11 protein-coding genes are annotated in these 15,171 nt (G+C 75.0%); 8 read left to right on the top strand and 3 right to left on the bottom strand.

The features are described 5' to 3' along the window. Positions 1-87 precede the first annotated feature (87 nt). The 7 genes from ACSMXW_RS32425 to ACSMXW_RS32395 all read left to right on the top strand — a co-directional run bounded on the left by ACSMXW_RS32425 (position 88) and on the right by ACSMXW_RS32395 (position 6,614). Complete coding sequence (locus tag ACSMXW_RS32425) at positions 88-843, top strand: CoA transferase subunit A (protein ID WP_485801605.1); 756 nt, start codon at positions 88-90, stop codon at positions 841-843. Then, a complete protein-coding gene (locus ACSMXW_RS32420; protein ID WP_485801603.1) occupies positions 843-1,550 on the top strand; it encodes a CoA transferase subunit B in 708 nt (235 codons plus the stop codon). Before ACSMXW_RS32425 ends, ACSMXW_RS32420 begins: the two co-directional genes overlap by 1 nt. Before the next feature lie 72 nt (positions 1,551-1,622). Further along, positions 1,623-2,393, top strand: coding sequence for a protocatechuate 3,4-dioxygenase subunit beta (pcaH, locus tag ACSMXW_RS32415; protein ID WP_485801601.1), 771 nt, complete (start codon positions 1,623-1,625; stop codon positions 2,391-2,393). Then, on the top strand, positions 2,393-3,049 hold the full coding sequence (locus ACSMXW_RS32410; RefSeq protein WP_485801600.1) for a dioxygenase family protein: 657 nt from the start codon (positions 2,393-2,395) through the stop codon (positions 3,047-3,049). Before pcaH ends, ACSMXW_RS32410 begins: the two co-directional genes overlap by 1 nt. Positions 3,050-3,097: 48 nt before the next feature. Continuing rightward, a complete protein-coding gene (pcaB, locus tag ACSMXW_RS32405; RefSeq protein WP_485801598.1) occupies positions 3,098-4,504 on the top strand; it encodes a 3-carboxy-cis,cis-muconate cycloisomerase in 1,407 nt (468 codons plus the stop codon). Then, complete coding sequence (pcaDC, locus tag ACSMXW_RS32400; protein WP_485801596.1) at positions 4,501-5,655, top strand: bifunctional 3-oxoadipate enol-lactonase/4-carboxymuconolactone decarboxylase PcaDC; 1,155 nt, start codon at positions 4,501-4,503, stop codon at positions 5,653-5,655. The genes pcaB and pcaDC overlap by 4 nt, the downstream gene beginning before the upstream one ends. A gap of 155 nt (positions 5,656-5,810) precedes the next feature. Continuing rightward, positions 5,811-6,614, top strand: a complete 804-nt coding sequence (locus ACSMXW_RS32395) for an SDR family NAD(P)-dependent oxidoreductase (RefSeq protein WP_485801594.1) — start codon at positions 5,811-5,813, stop codon at positions 6,612-6,614. A gap of 373 nt (positions 6,615-6,987) precedes the next feature. On the opposite strand, the gene ACSMXW_RS32390 is transcribed toward ACSMXW_RS32395, so the two are convergent. Continuing rightward, positions 6,988-9,657 carry an ATP-binding protein gene (locus tag ACSMXW_RS32390; protein WP_485801592.1) on the bottom strand — a complete coding sequence of 890 codons (2,670 nt, stop codon included), beginning with the start codon at positions 9,655-9,657 and terminating at the stop codon, positions 6,988-6,990. 510 nt (positions 9,658-10,167) lie between these two features. On the opposite strand from ACSMXW_RS32390, the gene ACSMXW_RS32385 reads away from it, so the two are divergent. Continuing rightward, positions 10,168-11,112 carry a DUF2510 domain-containing protein gene (locus tag ACSMXW_RS32385; RefSeq protein WP_485801590.1) on the top strand — a complete coding sequence of 315 codons (945 nt, stop codon included), beginning with the start codon at positions 10,168-10,170 and terminating at the stop codon, positions 11,110-11,112. A gap of 251 nt (positions 11,113-11,363) precedes the next feature. On the opposite strand, the gene ACSMXW_RS32380 is transcribed toward ACSMXW_RS32385, so the two are convergent. Together ACSMXW_RS32380 and valS are read right to left on the bottom strand one after the other, a co-directional pair. Beyond that, entirely contained in the window at positions 11,364-12,419 is a 1,056-nt protein-coding gene (locus ACSMXW_RS32380; RefSeq protein ID WP_485801588.1) for an LURP-one-related family protein, read from the bottom strand. A 101-nt stretch (positions 12,420-12,520) separates the two neighbouring features. Then, positions 12,521-15,157, bottom strand: a complete 2,637-nt coding sequence (valS, locus tag ACSMXW_RS32375) for a valine--tRNA ligase (RefSeq protein ID WP_485801586.1) — start codon at positions 15,155-15,157, stop codon at positions 12,521-12,523. Positions 15,158-15,171 lie beyond the last annotated feature (14 nt).

The following is a 15,171-nucleotide window of genomic DNA, read 5'->3' as shown; positions in this document are numbered from 1 at the left end:
CCCCGGTGTGCGGCGCCCACGGCCCGCGGACCCGCGCGGCCCGGGCGGTGGACGGTGCCGGCACTCCGGAGAGGTGGGGCTGCACGGATGGACAAGGTGGTCGCCTCCGCCGCCGAAGCGGTGGCGGACGTCCCCGGCGGGGCGTCGCTCGCGGTGGGCGGCTTCGGCCTGAGCGGTGTGCCGAACGCCCTGATAGACGCGCTGTACGAGCGCGGTGTGACGGACCTGCGGGTGGTGTCCAACAACTGCGGTGCGCTGGACTCCGGGCTCGCGGTGCTGCTCGCGGCCGGCCGGATCGCCCGGGTCACCGGCTCCTACATCGGCGCGAACAAGGAGTTCGCCCGGCAGTACCTGGCCGGTGAGCTGGAGGTCGAGCTGATCCCGCAGGGCACGCTCGCGGAGCGGCTGCGGGCGGGCGGCGCCGGCATCCCCGCGTTCTACACCCCGGCCGGCGTCGGCACCCAGGTCGCCGACGGCGGCCTGCCCTGGCGGTACGACGGCAGCGGCGGCATCGCCGTGGCCTCGCCCCCGAAGGAGGTCAGGGAGTTCGACGGCACCCGGTACGTCCTGGAGCACGCCATCCGCACCGACTTCGCGCTGGTGCGGGCCGCCAAGGGCGACCGGCACGGGAACCTGGTCTTCAACAAGTCCAGCAGGAACTTCAACCCACTGGCCGCCATGGCCGGGCGGATCACCGTCGCCGAGGTGGAGGAGCTGGTGGAGCCGGGCGCCATCGACCCGGACGCGGTCCACCTGCCCGGGATCTTCGTCCAGCGGGTGGTGGCGCTGAGCCCGCAGCAGGCCGCGGACAAGGCGATCGAGAAGAGGACGGTGCGCGGCTGATGGCGTGGACACGCGAGCAGATGGCGGCACGGGCGGCCCAGGAGCTTGAGGACGGACAGTACGTCAATCTGGGCATCGGCCTGCCGACACTGATCCCCAACCACCTCCCCGAGGGGGTGCAGGTGGTGCTGGAGTCGGAGAACGGCATCCTCGGCGTCGGCCCCTACCCGGCCGAGGACGAGGTGGACCCGGACCTGATCAACGCCGGCAAGGAGACCGTCACCGTGCTGCCCGGCGCCGCCTTCTTCGACTCGGCGCTCTCCTTCGGCATGATCCGCGGCGGACACATCGACGTGGCGGTGCTCGGCGCGATGCAGGTGTCCGAGCGCGGCGACCTGGCGAACTGGGCCGTCCCCGGAAAGATGATCACCGGCATCGGCGGCGCCATGGACCTGGTGCACGGCGCCCGCCGGGTGATCGCGGTGATGACCCACACCGCCAAGGACGGCACGCCGAAGATCGTCGAGGAGTGCACCCTGCCGCTGACCGGCAAGGCCTGTGTGAACCGCATCATCACCGACCTGGCCGTGCTCGACGTCACCGCCGACGGCCTGCGCCTGGTGGAGTGCGCACCGGGCGTCACCGCCGACGAGGTGCGCGCCGGCACCGCCGCGACGGTACGGCCCCCCGACGGCGCTGCCGGCGCCGACAGCGCCCCCGGCACCCCGCTGGACGCGGCCCGGGCGGACGCCGCCGCCGGACGCTGACGCCCCGGCACGGCGTCGCACCCCGGGCGGCCCGCCCGGCAGGAACATCGGCTCTCACATCCTGGAGTCCCCATGGCTCTTACCCAGTCGGACATCGACAAGGAGGTCGCCGACCTCCAGAGCGCCTACGATGCCGCGCGGGCCGCGGGTGCGCCCGTACGGCACCACCCCTCGCGCGACTACGCCCCGTACCGCAGCTCGGTGCTGCGGCACCCCACGCAGCCGCTGGTCGCGGTGGACGGCGGGGACCCGGAGACGGTGGAGCTGTCCGGGCCCGTCTTCGGCGCCACGGACATCACCGACACGGACAACGACCTGACCATCCAGCACCAGGGCGAGCCACTGGGCGAACGGATCACGGTCTCCGGGCGGCTGCTGGACGGCAGGGGCCGCCCGGTGCGCGGCCAGCTCGTGGAGATCTGGCAGGCCAACGCCTCCGGCCGGTACGCCCACCTGCGCGACCAGCACCCGGCGCCGCTCGACCCCAACTTCACGGGCGTCGGCAGGACCCTCACGGACGACGAGGGCCGCTACTCCTTCACCACCGTCAAGCCGGGCGCCTACCCCTGGCGCAACCACACCAACGCCTGGCGCCCCGCACACATCCACTTCTCCGTCTTCGGCACCGCGTTCACCCAGCGCCTGGTGACCCAGATGTACTTCCCGGGCGACCCGTTGTTCCCGTACGACCCGATCCTGCGCTCGGTGACCGACGAGGCCGCCCGCGCCCGCCTGGTCGCGGCGTACCGGCACGAGCTGTCCCAGCCGGAGTTCTCGCTCGGCTACGAGTGGGACATCGTGCTGGACGGGCCGAGTGCCACCTGGATCGAGGAAGGCCGCTGATGACCGCCACCACCCCTCCCCTGCCGCTGGTGTCCACCCCGCCGGTGCCCCCGACGCCCTCACACACCGTCGGCCCGTTCTACGGCTACGCCCTGCCCTTCCCCGACGGCGGCGAGATCGCGCCGAAGGGCCACCCGGACACCATCACGCTGCACGGCTACGTCCTGGACGGCGCGGGTGACCCGGTGCCCGACGCCCTGCTGGAGTTCTGGCAGAGCGGCCCGGACGGCTCGCTCACCGGGCGGCCCGGCTCGCTGCGCCGGGACACCGTGAACGGCGGGTACCTCGGCCGCAACGGCACCGACTTCACCGGCTTCGGCCGGGTCGGCACCGACGCCGACGGCCACTACGCCCTGCGCACCCTGCCGCCCGGCAACCCGGGCGTGCCCTACATCAGCGTGTGCGTCTTCGCCCGCGGCCTGCTGCACCACCTCTTCACCCGCGCCTACCTGGCCGAGGGCCTGCCCACGGCCGGGCACGGGTCCGGTGCCGCCGGTGGCGAGGACGGCTCCGGCGCCTCGGGGGACGCGCTGCTCGACGCGCTGCCCCCGGAGCGCCGGGCCACGCTGATCGCCGGTCCCGAGCCGCACCGGACGTACCGTTTCGACATCCGGCTGCAGGGTGACCGGGAGACGGTCTTCCTGCGGTTCGGCTGAGGGCGCGGGGATGGGCAGGGACACGGGACCGCAGCGAGGAGAGTGGTTGTGACACGCGCCGACGCCGACACCGGCCTGCTCTCCCCCGGGCGGGCCGGCTCGCCCGCGGAGGCGGCGACCGGCGACACCGCGTTCCTCCAGGCCCTGCTGGACGCGGAGGCCGCCCTGACCCGGGCACAGGCCGCGGTGGGCCTTGCGCCCGGCGAGGCGGCACGGGCGGTGACTGCCGCCGCGGACGCCACCGGGTTCGACGCCCGCGACCTGGCGCTGCGGGCCCGCTCGGGCGGCAACCCGGTGATCCCGCTGGTGGCGGACCTCACCGGCCGGGTCCCCGCGGAGTACGGGGAGTATGTGCACAGGGGCGCGACCAGCCAGGACATCATGGACACCGCCATGATGCTGATGGCGGCGCGCACCCTGGACCTGGTCGAGGCCGACCTCGCGCGTGCGGCCGGGGCGCTGGCGCGGCTGGCCGCGGAGCACCGCACCACCCCGATGCCGGCGCGCACCCTCACCCAGCACGCCGTGCCCACCACGTTCGGCCTCAAGGCCGCCGGCTGGCGCTCGCTGGTCCTGGACGCCCGGGACCGCATCCGTGCGGTGCGCTCCGCGCTCCCCTGCCAACTCGGCGGCGCGGCGGGGACGCTCGCCGCGTTCACCGCCTTCGCCGGGCCCCGCTCCGCCGCGGCCGGAGCGGGGCCCGGGGACCATCCCGCCACGCCGGCCGGGGAACGGACGGGTGCCACGGTGGACGCCTTGCTGGACGCGTACGCCCACGAGGTGGGCCTCGCGCGCCCGGTGCTGCCCTGGCACACCCTGCGCACCCCGGTGGCCGACCTGGCCGCGGCGCTGGCCTTCACCGCGGCCGCCCTCGGCAAGCCGGCCGTCGACGTGGCCACCCTCTCCCGCACCGAGATCGGGGAGCTGGCCGAGGGCGCCCGGGGCGGCTCCTCCGCCATGCCGCACAAGGCCAACCCGGTCCGCGCCACCCTGCTGACCGCCGCCGCCCAGCGCGCCCCCGCCCTCGCCGCCACCCTGTGCGCCGCGCTCACCGCGCCGGACGACCGGCCCGCCGGGACCTGGCACGCCGAGTGGGAGCCGCTGCGGGAGCTGCTGCGCCTGGCCGGCGGCGCCGCCCGGGACGCCGTGGAGCTCACCGAGGGGCTGCGCGTGCACCCGGACCGGATGCGGGCGCACCTGGACCTCACCCACGGCCTGATCGTCTCCGAGCGGCTCTCCGCCGAACTGAGCCCGCTGCTCGGCCGCGCCCGCGCCAAGCAGGTGCTGACCGAGGCAGCGGGCCGCGCCGAGCGCGAGGGCCGCATGCTCGCGGACGTCCTCGCCGCCCTGCCCGAGATCGCCGACCTCGGCCTGGACCTGGCCGAGCTGACCGACCCCGCCCACTACACGGGCCACGCCGCCGACCTCACCGACCGCGCCCTGGAGCGCTCATGAACGACACCCTGCTGCACCACCGCGCCGAGGGCGCGCCCACCGCTCCCCCGCTGCTGCTCGGGCCCTCGCTCGGCACCTCCACCGCCCTGTGGGACGGCATCGCGCCCGAGCTGTCCACCACCCACCGGGTGATCCGCTGGGACCTGCCGGGACACGGCGGATCCAGTCCCGGCCTGATAGGCCCCGGAGCCACCGTCGGCGACCTGGCCGAGCTGGTGCTGGCGCTCGCCGACGCGCTGGGCGTCGAGCGGTTCGACTACGCGGGCGTCTCGCTGGGCGGCGCGGTCGGACTGCACCTGGCCGTCCACCACCCCGAGCGGGTCACCTCGCTCGCGGTGATCTGCTCCTCCGCGCACTTCGGCGGCGAGGCACGGTGGCGGGAGCGCGCCGAGCAGGTCCGCGGGGAGGGCATGGAGCGGCTGGTGGCGACGGCGAACGCGCGCTGGTTCACTCCCGGGTTCAGCGTTCCCGCCCTGCTGGAGGACCACCGCACCGCCGATCCCGGCGCGTATGCGGCCTGCTGCGACGCGCTGGCCGCCTTCGACATCCGGGACCGGCTCTCCGAGGTCACCGCCCCCACGCTCCTGGTCGCCGGCCGCGAGGACCCGGCGACGCCGCCCGAGCACCTGCGGGAGATCGCCGACGCCGTGCCGGGCGCCCTCCTCACCGAGTTGCCCGGCGCCTCCCATCTGGCCCCCGCCGAGCGGCCCGCGGCGGTGCTCGCGGCGCTGCGCGCCCACCTCACCGGCGACTCGCCCGGCGGCATGGCGGTGCGCCGCGCCGTCCTCGGCGATGCCCATGTGGACCGGGCCGCATCCAGGACCACCGCCTTCACCGCCCGCTTCCAGGACTTCATCTCCCGTTACGCATGGGGCGAGATCTGGACCGACGCCACGCTCTCCCGGCGGGAGCGCAGCATGATCACCCTGACGGCGCTGGTGGCGCACGGCCACCTCGACGAGCTGGCGATGCACGTCCGGGCCGCCCGCCGCAACGGCCTCACTCCCGAGGAGATCGGAGCGGTGCTGCTGCAGACGGCGGTCTACTGCGGGGTCCCCGCGGCCAACTCCGCCTTCGCGGCCGCCCAGCGGGTGCTGGCGGAGGAGGACGCCCTCGGCGGCGCCGGCGGCACGGCCACCGCGGATTCCTGACCGGCGGGCAGGTTTCCCGCGGCCCCGCTGGGTACCCCGGCTGGGCGTACGCACGGGCCGCGGGCACGGTTTTCCAGGGGGACTTTCCGTGTGCCGTCCCGCCGGCCGGACAGGACCAGGGCGACGATCGTGTTCTGCACGGGAAGGGAAGCGACATGTCCACCGTTCTGCTCACCGGCGCCACCTCGGGTCTCGGCCGCCGGCTCGCCTTCGAACTGGCCCGCGCCGGCCATGTCGTCGTGGCGCACGGCCGCGACGCCCACCGCACGGCGCGGCTGGTGGCCGAGATCGACGACGCGGGTGGCGAGGCGGACGCCGTGGTGGCGGACCTCTCCTCCCTCGCCGAGGTGCGTGCCCTGGGCATAAGGGTCGCCACCGCCCACCCGGACCTGGACGTGCTGGTCAACAACGCCGGCGTCGGCTTCGGCGCCCCGGGCGCGGGGCGTGCGGAGAGTGTGGACGGGCACGAGCTGCGGCTCGCCGTGAACTACCTCGCGCCCGTCGCGCTGACCCGCGCGCTGCTGCCCGTGCTGCGCAAGAACGCGCCCGCCCGGATCGTCAACGTCGGCTCGGTGGGCCAGGTGCCGATCGACTTCGACGACATCGAGTTCACCTCCGGCTATGTGGGGGTCGAGGCCTACCGGCGGAGCAAGTTCGCGCTCGCCGCGTACACCTTCGCGCTGGCCGAGGAGCTGGCCGGCAGCGGGGTGTCGGTGAACGTGCTGCACCCCGCCACGTTCATGGACACCGAGCTGGTCCGCGAGAGCGGCGTCACGCCCCGGTCGTCGGTCGAGGAGGGCACCGCGGCCGTGCTGGCGCTGGCCGCCTCCGACACCGGCATCCACCACAACGGCGCCTACTTCGACGGCACCCGCCCGTCCCGCGCCCACCCCGACACCTACGACCGGGACGTCCGGGGCCGGCTGCTCGCGGTCACGGACCGACTGCTCGCGTCCTGACGGGCGGTCGGCGCGGGCCCACTGACTCGGCACCCCCAGCCCGGTCCCGCGGGCCCGGCTCCCTGGCGACTCGGCCTCGCGGGCTCGGCACGCCCGTGCGGGGCCCGGCACAGGGCGGCGCCACCCCGCGGGCCCGGCGTGCACCCGCGGGTTCCGCTCAGGGCGGCCCGGCCCGCGGCCCCGGACACACCGTCGGGCCCGGCACACACCCGAGGGCCCGGCCTCGTGCGACCCGGCCGCGCGGGTCCGGCGGACACAGGCCCGCGGGCCCGGCCCAGGGCGCCCCGGCGCGCGGGGCTCGGCATACCTCCGGACTCGGCACGCACCTGCGCCCCGGCAGCCCCACCAGCCCCTGCGCGTCGCCCCGTCGGGCTCAACGCAGCCCCCTGCCCCGGTCCAGGACCGCTTCGGCCCGTGCGACCAGGCCCTCCGCGCCGCACGACCTGGCCAGCGTCAGGCCCCTGCGCAACTCCGCGACCGACCGGGCCGCGATGCCGTACTCGACGCGGGCGAGGGCGTGCTCGTAGGCGCAGGGTGACGCCTCCAGGTAGGCGGCGGCACGCGCGTACAGCGTGATGCGCTGCTGGCCGTGCGCGAGCGCGGCGGCGCTCCGCAGGGCCTCCCCGATGGCGGTGTCGGTGCCGAACCGCTCGGCCTGTGCACGGGCGTCGGCGGCCAGGGCCGCGGCGCGGGCCGGGTCCTCGGCGGCGAGCGCTCGGGCGAGGTCGCCCGCCCAGGGCGCCATGACCGTGTTGTGCCGGCCGCGGGCCGCGGCGGCCTTCTCCGCCTCCGCCAGCTCGGCCACCCCGTCCTGGGCGTGACCGTTCGCCAGCAGCAGCCGGCCGCGTACGGAGTGCACGTCGGGCAGCACGATCGTGGCCGGATAGGGCGGGGCGAAGTCGTAGCGCTCGGCGATCTCCTGGGCCGCCTGCGGGCGGCCGCGGGCCAGCAGCGTGTCGATGAGCATGCAGGCGGCGTCCCAGTGCATCGGCAGGCCGTGGCCGACCCGGTCGGCGAGCCGCAGTCCCTCGCGCAGGTACGCCTCGGCGTCCGCGAGCCTGCCGCGTCTGCGGTGCACATAGCCCACGAACGCATGGGCCAGGGCGAGGTGGGCACCGCTCCAGCCCGCGCTCTCGTAGGCGAGCAGCGCCTCGTTGAAGAGTGCCTCCGCGCGGTCCAAGCGGTCCGCGAACGCGTAGGAGCTGCCCAGCATCACCAGCAGCTCGAAGCCCCACTCGGTGTCGGTCCAGCCGAGCCCGGGCGCCAGGCGGCCGTTGACGAGGACGCGGTCGCACAGCTCGACGACCTCGTCCGCGCTCTCGCCGCGGGTCATCGCGTCGAAGGCGCGCAGGATCAGCAGGGCGCGCTCGGTGTTGTCGCGCCCGGTGAGCGGTGCGGCGAGCGCGGCCAGGCTGCGGGAGCGGCCCGGGGAGTCCTCCTCGCCGGCGTGGATGCCCTCCCACATGTAGTGCATGGCCTGCAGCCTCATCCGGCCCGGTCCCCCGTCGAGGCTTTCCGCCTCGGCGTCCACGGCGGCCACCGCCTCCTCCAGCTGGCCGTAGTGGACCAGCGCCTGGGAGAGCCGGCAGACCGCGTCCACTCTGACGTCCCCTTCGAGGCCCGGCATGCCCAGCGCGTCGCGCAGGTGGCCGATGGTGGTGGCGGGCGAGGTGAGGAGGGTGGCGCAGCCCAGCTCGTACAGCACCCGGGCGTGCACCTCGGGCAGCGGCGGTTCCTGAAGCGCCCGCTCCAGGCAGCGGCGGGCCGCGTCGGGCGCCCCGACCGCCAGGTGCTCACGTGCGGCGTCGCGCATCTGCTCCACCAGGTCGGGGTCGCCGTCCGGGTGGACCTCCAGAAGATGCCGGGCGGCGGCCGCCGCGCCCAGGCCCGACTCGGTGACGGCCCAGGCGGCCTGACCGTGCATCGCGGTGCGCATGGCGGGCGAGATCGAGGCGTAGACGGCGCCGGCGATCAGCGGGTGGACGAACTCCAGCTCCTCGGTGCCGCCCGGTGCGCCGGCGGCGGGGCGCAGTATGCGGGCGGCCCGCAACCGGTCCGCGCAGCGCCGGGCCTCGTCGAGGCCCATGCCGGCCAGGGAGGCGGCGAGGTCCAGCGAGATCCCGGTGCCGAGCACGGCGGCGGCACAGGCGAACCGGGTGGCGTCGGTGCCCAGGCCTTCCAGGCGGGCGACCAGGCCGCGCCCGCGGGCCGAGCTGTTCAGGGCGCGCAGCTCCTTGGCCGCCGACTCCACCGGCGACAGCGCGCTGTCCTGCACCTTGGCGAGCAGTTCCACGGTCTCGTACGGATTGCCGCCGGTCACCGCCCACACCTCGCGGCAGAACGGGGCGTCCGCGTGCGCGCCGAGTAAGGCGCGGGTGAGTCCGGCCGTGGCGTCCGGGGTGAGGGCGCGCAGGGTGGTGCTGGGCCGGGCGGCGGCGCCGACCCGCTCCAGCAGTTCGGCGCCGGGAGCGGTGGCCTCGGCCGGGCGGTGCCCGACGACCACCAGGACGGGCAGGTCGTCGAGGCGCTCCGCGAACGCGGCCAGCCACTGGAGGGTCTCCAGGTCGGCCCACTGTGCGTCGTCGACGAGCAGGACCAGCGGCCAGTTGATCCGGGCGAGCCGGCGCACCGCGGAGACCAGGGCCTCGCACACGCCCTGCGGGTCGGCCTGCCGGCCGCTCGGCTCGGCGATGCCGAGCGCGGGCCCCGCGACCTCCAGCCGGTCGCCGAAGTACTCGTGCGCCTCCGCCGGTCCGAGTGCCACGAGCGCGGGCGCGAGCAGTTGGCGGAGCACGTTGAACGGGACGGAGGTGACGGCCTCGCCCCCGCGTGCGCTCCAGACGGTGCAGCGGCCGGCGGCGATCCTGCCCGCCTCGGCCAGCAGGGCCGTCTTGCCGATGCCGGCCTCGCCGCGGTAGACGAGCAGGCTGCCCGGGACCGCTCCCGCGCACAGCGCCTCGACGGCCGCTTCGGCCTCGGCGAGTTCGCCCTCGCGCTCCCACAGCGCCGCCGGGGCTCCGCCCTCCGGCCGGCCCTGCGTCATCCCGCCACCTCCCCTTGCTCCGCCTGTGGTCACCGCCTGAGACTAGCCGTACGCATATGCGAGTGGCGCCCGTTGAACAAGGGACAGGCCAAGAGCGGGGTTTCCGCCGCGCGACGTTTCGAACGGTGATAAAGGGGCGCCCCGGACCGCCTCACGACGAGGACCGCCGGGCGGGGCCCGACACCGGTGGTGGACGGGGGAGGTGCCCCTCCGGACGCGGCAGGGACTGCCGCTTCGGGACCGCGGCGGCCCGCGGGCATCCTTGTCGTCGGTCGCGCGGTGCCCCGCGCCCCATGGGTGGCCCGGCGGCCACGGGCGCCCTGGGAGAGGCGCGAGGAACCGGGGCCCCTCCCACGCCCTCAGGGTGGGTGGAGGAGCGACAAAGCCACGGCGAAACCGTCGCCTCGCCACCGTCCCTGAGGGGCGTTCTCCGTCGTGCCCCGCCACGTCAGCGCAGCCGGCGGCCCCCCTCTCATCCGGTTTTCAGGGTTCCGACCTACTGTTGCATCCATGACCCAGGTGACTCCTCCCGGCTGGTATCCCGACCCCGGGCAGACAAGTGACGGACCGCGCACCGAGCGCTGGTGGGACGGCAGTGCGTGGACGGAGAGCGTGCGCCCTGCCGGGACCGCGGCGGGGTGGGGGCCGCCCGGGTACCCGCCGGGCGCGTATCCCGCCCCGGGGGGCCGGCGGCGAGGGCTGCGCACGGCGATCGGTGCGGTGGTGGTGCTGGTCGTGCTGGCCTGCATAGGCGGCGGGGTGTACGCGCTGACCTCCGACGGCGGCAAGGACAGTGCGTCGTCCCGGCCGTCGTCCGCTCCGTCCCGGCAGGGCGGCGGCGGTGCACCCGGCGGGCCGGGCGTCCCGGGTGCTCCGGACGGTCCCGGGGGGCCGGGCGGCCCGGGTCCGGGGACCGAGGACGGCTACGCCACCGACCCGATGAGCGGCATCAGCCTGCCGGTGCTGGACGGCTGGCAGGGCGAGACGCTGACCGTCGGCGCCCAGGTGACCACCGGCCCCTACAAGTGCCCGGGCGACGCGGCCCAGCAGTGCGTGCGCGGCGGCGCCACCTCCGCCCCCGCGGCGGCGCTGAAGCTCAAGCAGTCGACGGCGAAGGCGGCGGCCGAGGCGGACATCGCGAAGAACGCCGAGGAGTCGTACGGCGGGAAGGTGTACGGCAGGATCTCCTCCCACCAGCAGCTCGCCGCGCGGGCCGTGACGGTGGCGGGCGAGAAGGGCTACCTCGTCCGCTGGAAGGTCGTCACGAGCAAGGGCGACGACGGCTACGTCGAGTCGCTGGCGTTTCCCTCCCCGGCGAGCGAGGACGTGCTCGTGGTGGTGCGCTTCGGGTTCGACGTGAACCCGGCCGCCCCCAAGGTGGCCACGATGGACAAGATCACCAAGGGCATCAAGAAGGCCTCGCTCGCGGGCGGCGGCAACGGCAAGCAGGTGTGAGGGCAGGCCGGATGTGAGCGCGCGGGCGGTGGCGGGGCTCCCCGTGCGGGGCACCGGCCACCGCCGCATCACGCGGGCGCAGCCTTCGTCCAACCGCGCCGCTCACCATCGGGACGCGCCGCTCACCATCGGAACGGCTCACCGTCGGGAGGCGCCGCTCACCGTCGGGACGGCGCACCGTCCGACCGAGCGGCCCGGCCGAGCGGCCTGCCATCCGGCCGAACCGCCCACCGTCCGACCGCCGGAACCGCTCAGCCCCAGCCGCGGGAGTCCTGCTTGAGGGCCGTGTCCACGGTCAGCGCCGTCGCCACGACCAGGCTGAGCAGCGGCTCGGGCAGCTGGTAGTGGATCTGCAGGACGTAGTTGTCCGCGGTGGTGAACATCGTCTTGGCCAGGCCCTCCCAGGTCTTGGTGATCCGGGCGACCTCGTTGTCGGCGTGGTCCACGATCGCGAAGTTCCAGGCGCGCCAGTTCTCCGCCTTGATCGCGCCGACCTGGTGGCCCGCCGCGGTCATCGCGAAGTTGATCTTTCCGATCATGTTCTGCTGCACGATCTCGCCGACCGACGATCCGTCCGGACGGGTCACGACCACCCGGGACTTCATGATCTTCGCGGGCCGTGTCAGGACGAGGTGCGGCTGCCCGTGGGCGTCCCGGATCTCCAGCCGGTGGGTCATGAACTGGTCGACGCTGGAGACGAAGCGCAGCGCCTTCTTCAGCGTGCTCTGCCCGACCTCGACCACCGAGCCGAGGGTGTTGCCCTGCTGGTCGAAGACGCTGTACTCGTTGGTCAGCTCGATCAGCTTGGCCTTCTGGTTCACGACCAGCACGGGCTCGGTGAAGAGCGTGCCGCCGCCGGGGCCCGTGGGGGCCACCCCGGCCTTCTGCTGCACCTGCCGCTGCACGCGCGCGGAATCGCGGGCCGACTGGGGCTGGGCGGGCGGCTGCTGCGGGTACTGCTGGCCGGGCTGCTGGTGCGCCTGCGGCTGTCCGGCACCGGGATACTGACCCGCGCCGGAGTACTGGCCCCCACCGGGGTACTGGCCCGCCCCGGGCTGCTGGTCCACACCGGGCTGCCGGCCGAACTGCTGGTGCTGCGGGGCCTGCTGGGCCGCGGGTGCGGCCTGCTGGGGTATGTGCTGGGCGGGCTGGGCCGCCTGCGCCTGCTGTGCGGCCTGCTGCCCCGGCGCGGCCTGCTGGCCGGCGTGGGTGTGCTCGGTCCACTGGGACCCGTCCCACCACCGCAGTTGCGGGGCACCGTGCGGGTCCGGATACCAGCCTGCAGGGGTGTTCGATTGCGTCGTCACCGAAGCACACTATCGCGCGGGTGCCCCGGGGCACCCAGCACATGTGACATGCGTCTCACCCGGGGGCCGGTGGAATCGAGGCCTCCGCCGGCCCCCGGTGCTCACAGCCGGACGCTGACCTCCAGCGCGGCGTCCGCCGCACCGGCCGGGGCCCGCTCCACGACACCGATCCGCCCGGCGGCCCGGACGTCCTCGGCGATCAGCGCGAAGCGGTCGAGCACGCCCTGCGGCGCGGTCACCACCGCGCCCGCGACATCCGTCCGCAGCGAGACCCTGGCCTCGGACTTCGCCCTGCGGACCGCGGCGATGGCGTCGGCGGCCGTGGTCAGGAGTGCGGGGTCCGCGCCGCCGGCCGCCTGTGCGATGCGCTCGGCGTCCGGCCAGTCGGCGCGGTGCACGGAGCCGTCCCGCCACCAGGACCACACCTCCTCGGTGACGAAGGGCAGCACGGGCGCGAAGAGCCGCAGCAGGGTGTCGAGGGCCAGCCGGAGTGTGGCACGGGCGGACCGCGCTGCGGTTCCCCCGGCACCGCCCTCCTGGTCGCCGTAGGCGCGGGCCTTGACCAGTTCCAGGTAGTCGTCGCAGAACCGCCAGAAGAACTGCTCGGTCCCGGCCAGGGCGCGGGCGTGGTCGAACTCCTCGAAGGCGGCGGTGGCGTCCGTCACGACGGCGGCCAGCTCCGCGAGCAGCGCCCGGTCCAGCGGCTCGATGATCGCGCCGGCCCCGGGCGTGCCGGCCGCGCCGGACGTGCCCGCCCCTGTCCCGGTTGCCGGGTCGTCTGCTGCGGTGTCCGTCAGGCCCAGCACGAACCTGCCGGCGTTCAGCAGCTTGGTCGCCAGCCGCCGGCCGATCTTCATCTGCCGGGTCTCGAACGCGGTGTCCACCCCGGGCCGTGCGGCGGCCGCCCAGTAACGGACGGCGTCGGAGCCGTAGGTGTCCAGCAGGTCCTCGGGGGTCACCGCCTTCCCGCGCGACTTGGACATCTTCTTGCGGTCCGGATCGAGGATCCAGCCGGAGATCGCCGCGTGGCGCCAGGGCAGCACGCCGTGCTCCGCGTCGGAGCGGACCACCGTGGAGAACAGCCAGGTGCGGATGATCTCGTGGGCCTGGGGACGCAGGTCCATGGGGAAGACCCGGGCGAAGAGCTCCGGGTCGGTGTGCCAGCCGCCCGCGATCTGCGGGGTGAGCGAGGAGGTGGCCCAGGTGTCCATGACGTCCCGCTCCCCCGTGAAACCGCCCGGCTTCTCCCGCTGGTCCTCGGTGTAGCCGGGCGGCGCCTCGGCGCTGGGGTCGACGGGCAGCCTCTCCTCGTCGGGGACGAGGGGCCGGTCGTGGTCGGGACGGCCGTCGGGGCCGAGCGGGTACCAGACGGGGATGGGCACGCCGAAGAACCGCTGTCTGCTGATCAGCCAGTCGCCGGCGAGACCGCCGACCCAGTTCTCGTAGCGGGCCCGCATGTGCGGTGGATGCCACCGCAGTTCGGCCCCGCGGTCGAGCAGACGCGCGCGCAGCGCGGCGTCCCGGCCGCCGTTGCGCAGGTACCACTGGTGGCTGGTGACGATCTCCAGGGGCCGGTCGCCCTTCTCGTAGAACTTCACCGCGTGGGTGACCGGACGCGGTTCGCCGTCCAGGGTGCCCTCGGTGCGCAGCAGTTCGACGACGCGGGTCCGCGCGGTGTGCGCGGTGGCGCCGGCCAGGGTGGCGTAGGCGGCACGGGCCTCGGGGGCGTCGACGCCGGGCGGCGGCTGTTCGGCGAACCTGCCGTCCCAGCCGATCACCGGTCGGGTGGGCAGGTCCAGCTCCCGCCACCAGGTGACGTCCGTGGTGTCGCCGAAGGTGCACACCATCGCGATGCCGGTGCCCTTGTCCGGGTCGGCGAGCCGGTGGGCGAGCACGGGGACCTCGACGTGGAAGAGCGGGGTCCGCACGGCGCGGCCGACCAGGGGCCGGTACCGGTCGTCGTCCGGGTGGGCGACCAGCGCGACACAGGCGGGCAGCAGCTCGGGCCGGGTGGTCTCGACGGGCACCGCCGCGCCGTCCGGGCCGGTGAAGAGCAGCCGGTGGTAGGCGCCCGGCCGGTCCCGGTCCTCCAGCTCCGCCTGTGCGACGGCGGTGCGGAAGGTGGTGTCCCACAGGGTGGGGGCCTGCGCGCGATAGGCCTCGCCGCGCGCCAGGTTCCGCAGGAACGCCCGCTGGGAGGCGGCGCGGGTCGTCGCGTCGATGGTGCGGTACGCATGGCCCCAGTCGACGGAGAGCCCGATGCGCCGCCACACCCGCTCGTACTCCTTCTCGTCCTCGGCGGTGAGCCGGTCGCACAGTTCGACGAAGGTGCGCCGGGAGACCGGGACCGGATGCCTGCCGGGCCGCTCGGGCGGAGTGAAGGAGGGGTCGTACGGCAGGGCGGGGTCGCAGCGCACCCCGAAGTGGTTCTGCACCCGGCGCTCGCTGGGCAGGCCGTTGTCGTCCCACCCGATCGGGTAGAAGACCTCCTTGCCGCGCATCCGCTGGAAGCGAGCGACGGTGTCGGTGTGCGTGTACGAGAAGACGTGGCCGATGTGCAGCGAGCCGCTGGCGGTGAGCGGCGGGGAGTCGATGGAGAAGACCTGCTCACGCCGGGCGGCGCGGCTGATGTCGAATACATGTACGCGCTGCTCGTCCCACCGCCCGGACCATTTCTCTTCCAGCCCGTCGAGGACGGGCCGCTCGGGTGCGCCTGTGCGGCGATGGGTGTCTGCCATGCATCGTCATGCTA

The sequence above is a fragment of the Streptomyces sp. DSM 116793 genome, assembly GCF_057320905.1.
Note: the sequence above shows the minus strand (reverse complement) of the source record. Positions and strands in the feature narration are given on the sequence as shown.

Excerpts from the sequence above, each read along its gene's own strand:
- ACSMXW_RS32425 (WP_485801605.1), top strand. The coding sequence starts at position 88 with ATGGACAAGGTGGTCGCCTCCGCCGCCGAAGCGGTGGCGGACGTCCCC.
- ACSMXW_RS32420 (WP_485801603.1), top strand. The coding sequence starts at position 843 with ATGGCGTGGACACGCGAGCAGATGGCGGCACGGGCGGCCCAGGAGCTT.
- pcaH (WP_485801601.1), top strand. The coding sequence starts at position 1,623 with ATGGCTCTTACCCAGTCGGACATCGACAAGGAGGTCGCCGACCTCCAG.
- ACSMXW_RS32410 (WP_485801600.1), top strand. The coding sequence starts at position 2,393 with ATGACCGCCACCACCCCTCCCCTGCCGCTGGTGTCCACCCCGCCGGTG.
- pcaDC (WP_485801596.1), top strand. The coding sequence starts at position 4,501 with ATGAACGACACCCTGCTGCACCACCGCGCCGAGGGCGCGCCCACCGCT.
- ACSMXW_RS32395 (WP_485801594.1), top strand. The coding sequence starts at position 5,811 with ATGTCCACCGTTCTGCTCACCGGCGCCACCTCGGGTCTCGGCCGCCGG.
- ACSMXW_RS32390 (WP_485801592.1), bottom strand. The coding sequence starts at position 9,657 with ATGACGCAGGGCCGGCCGGAGGGCGGAGCCCCGGCGGCGCTGTGGGAG.
- ACSMXW_RS32385 (WP_485801590.1), top strand. The coding sequence starts at position 10,168 with ATGACCCAGGTGACTCCTCCCGGCTGGTATCCCGACCCCGGGCAGACA.
- valS (WP_485801586.1), bottom strand. The coding sequence starts at position 15,157 with ATGGCAGACACCCATCGCCGCACAGGCGCACCCGAGCGGCCCGTCCTC.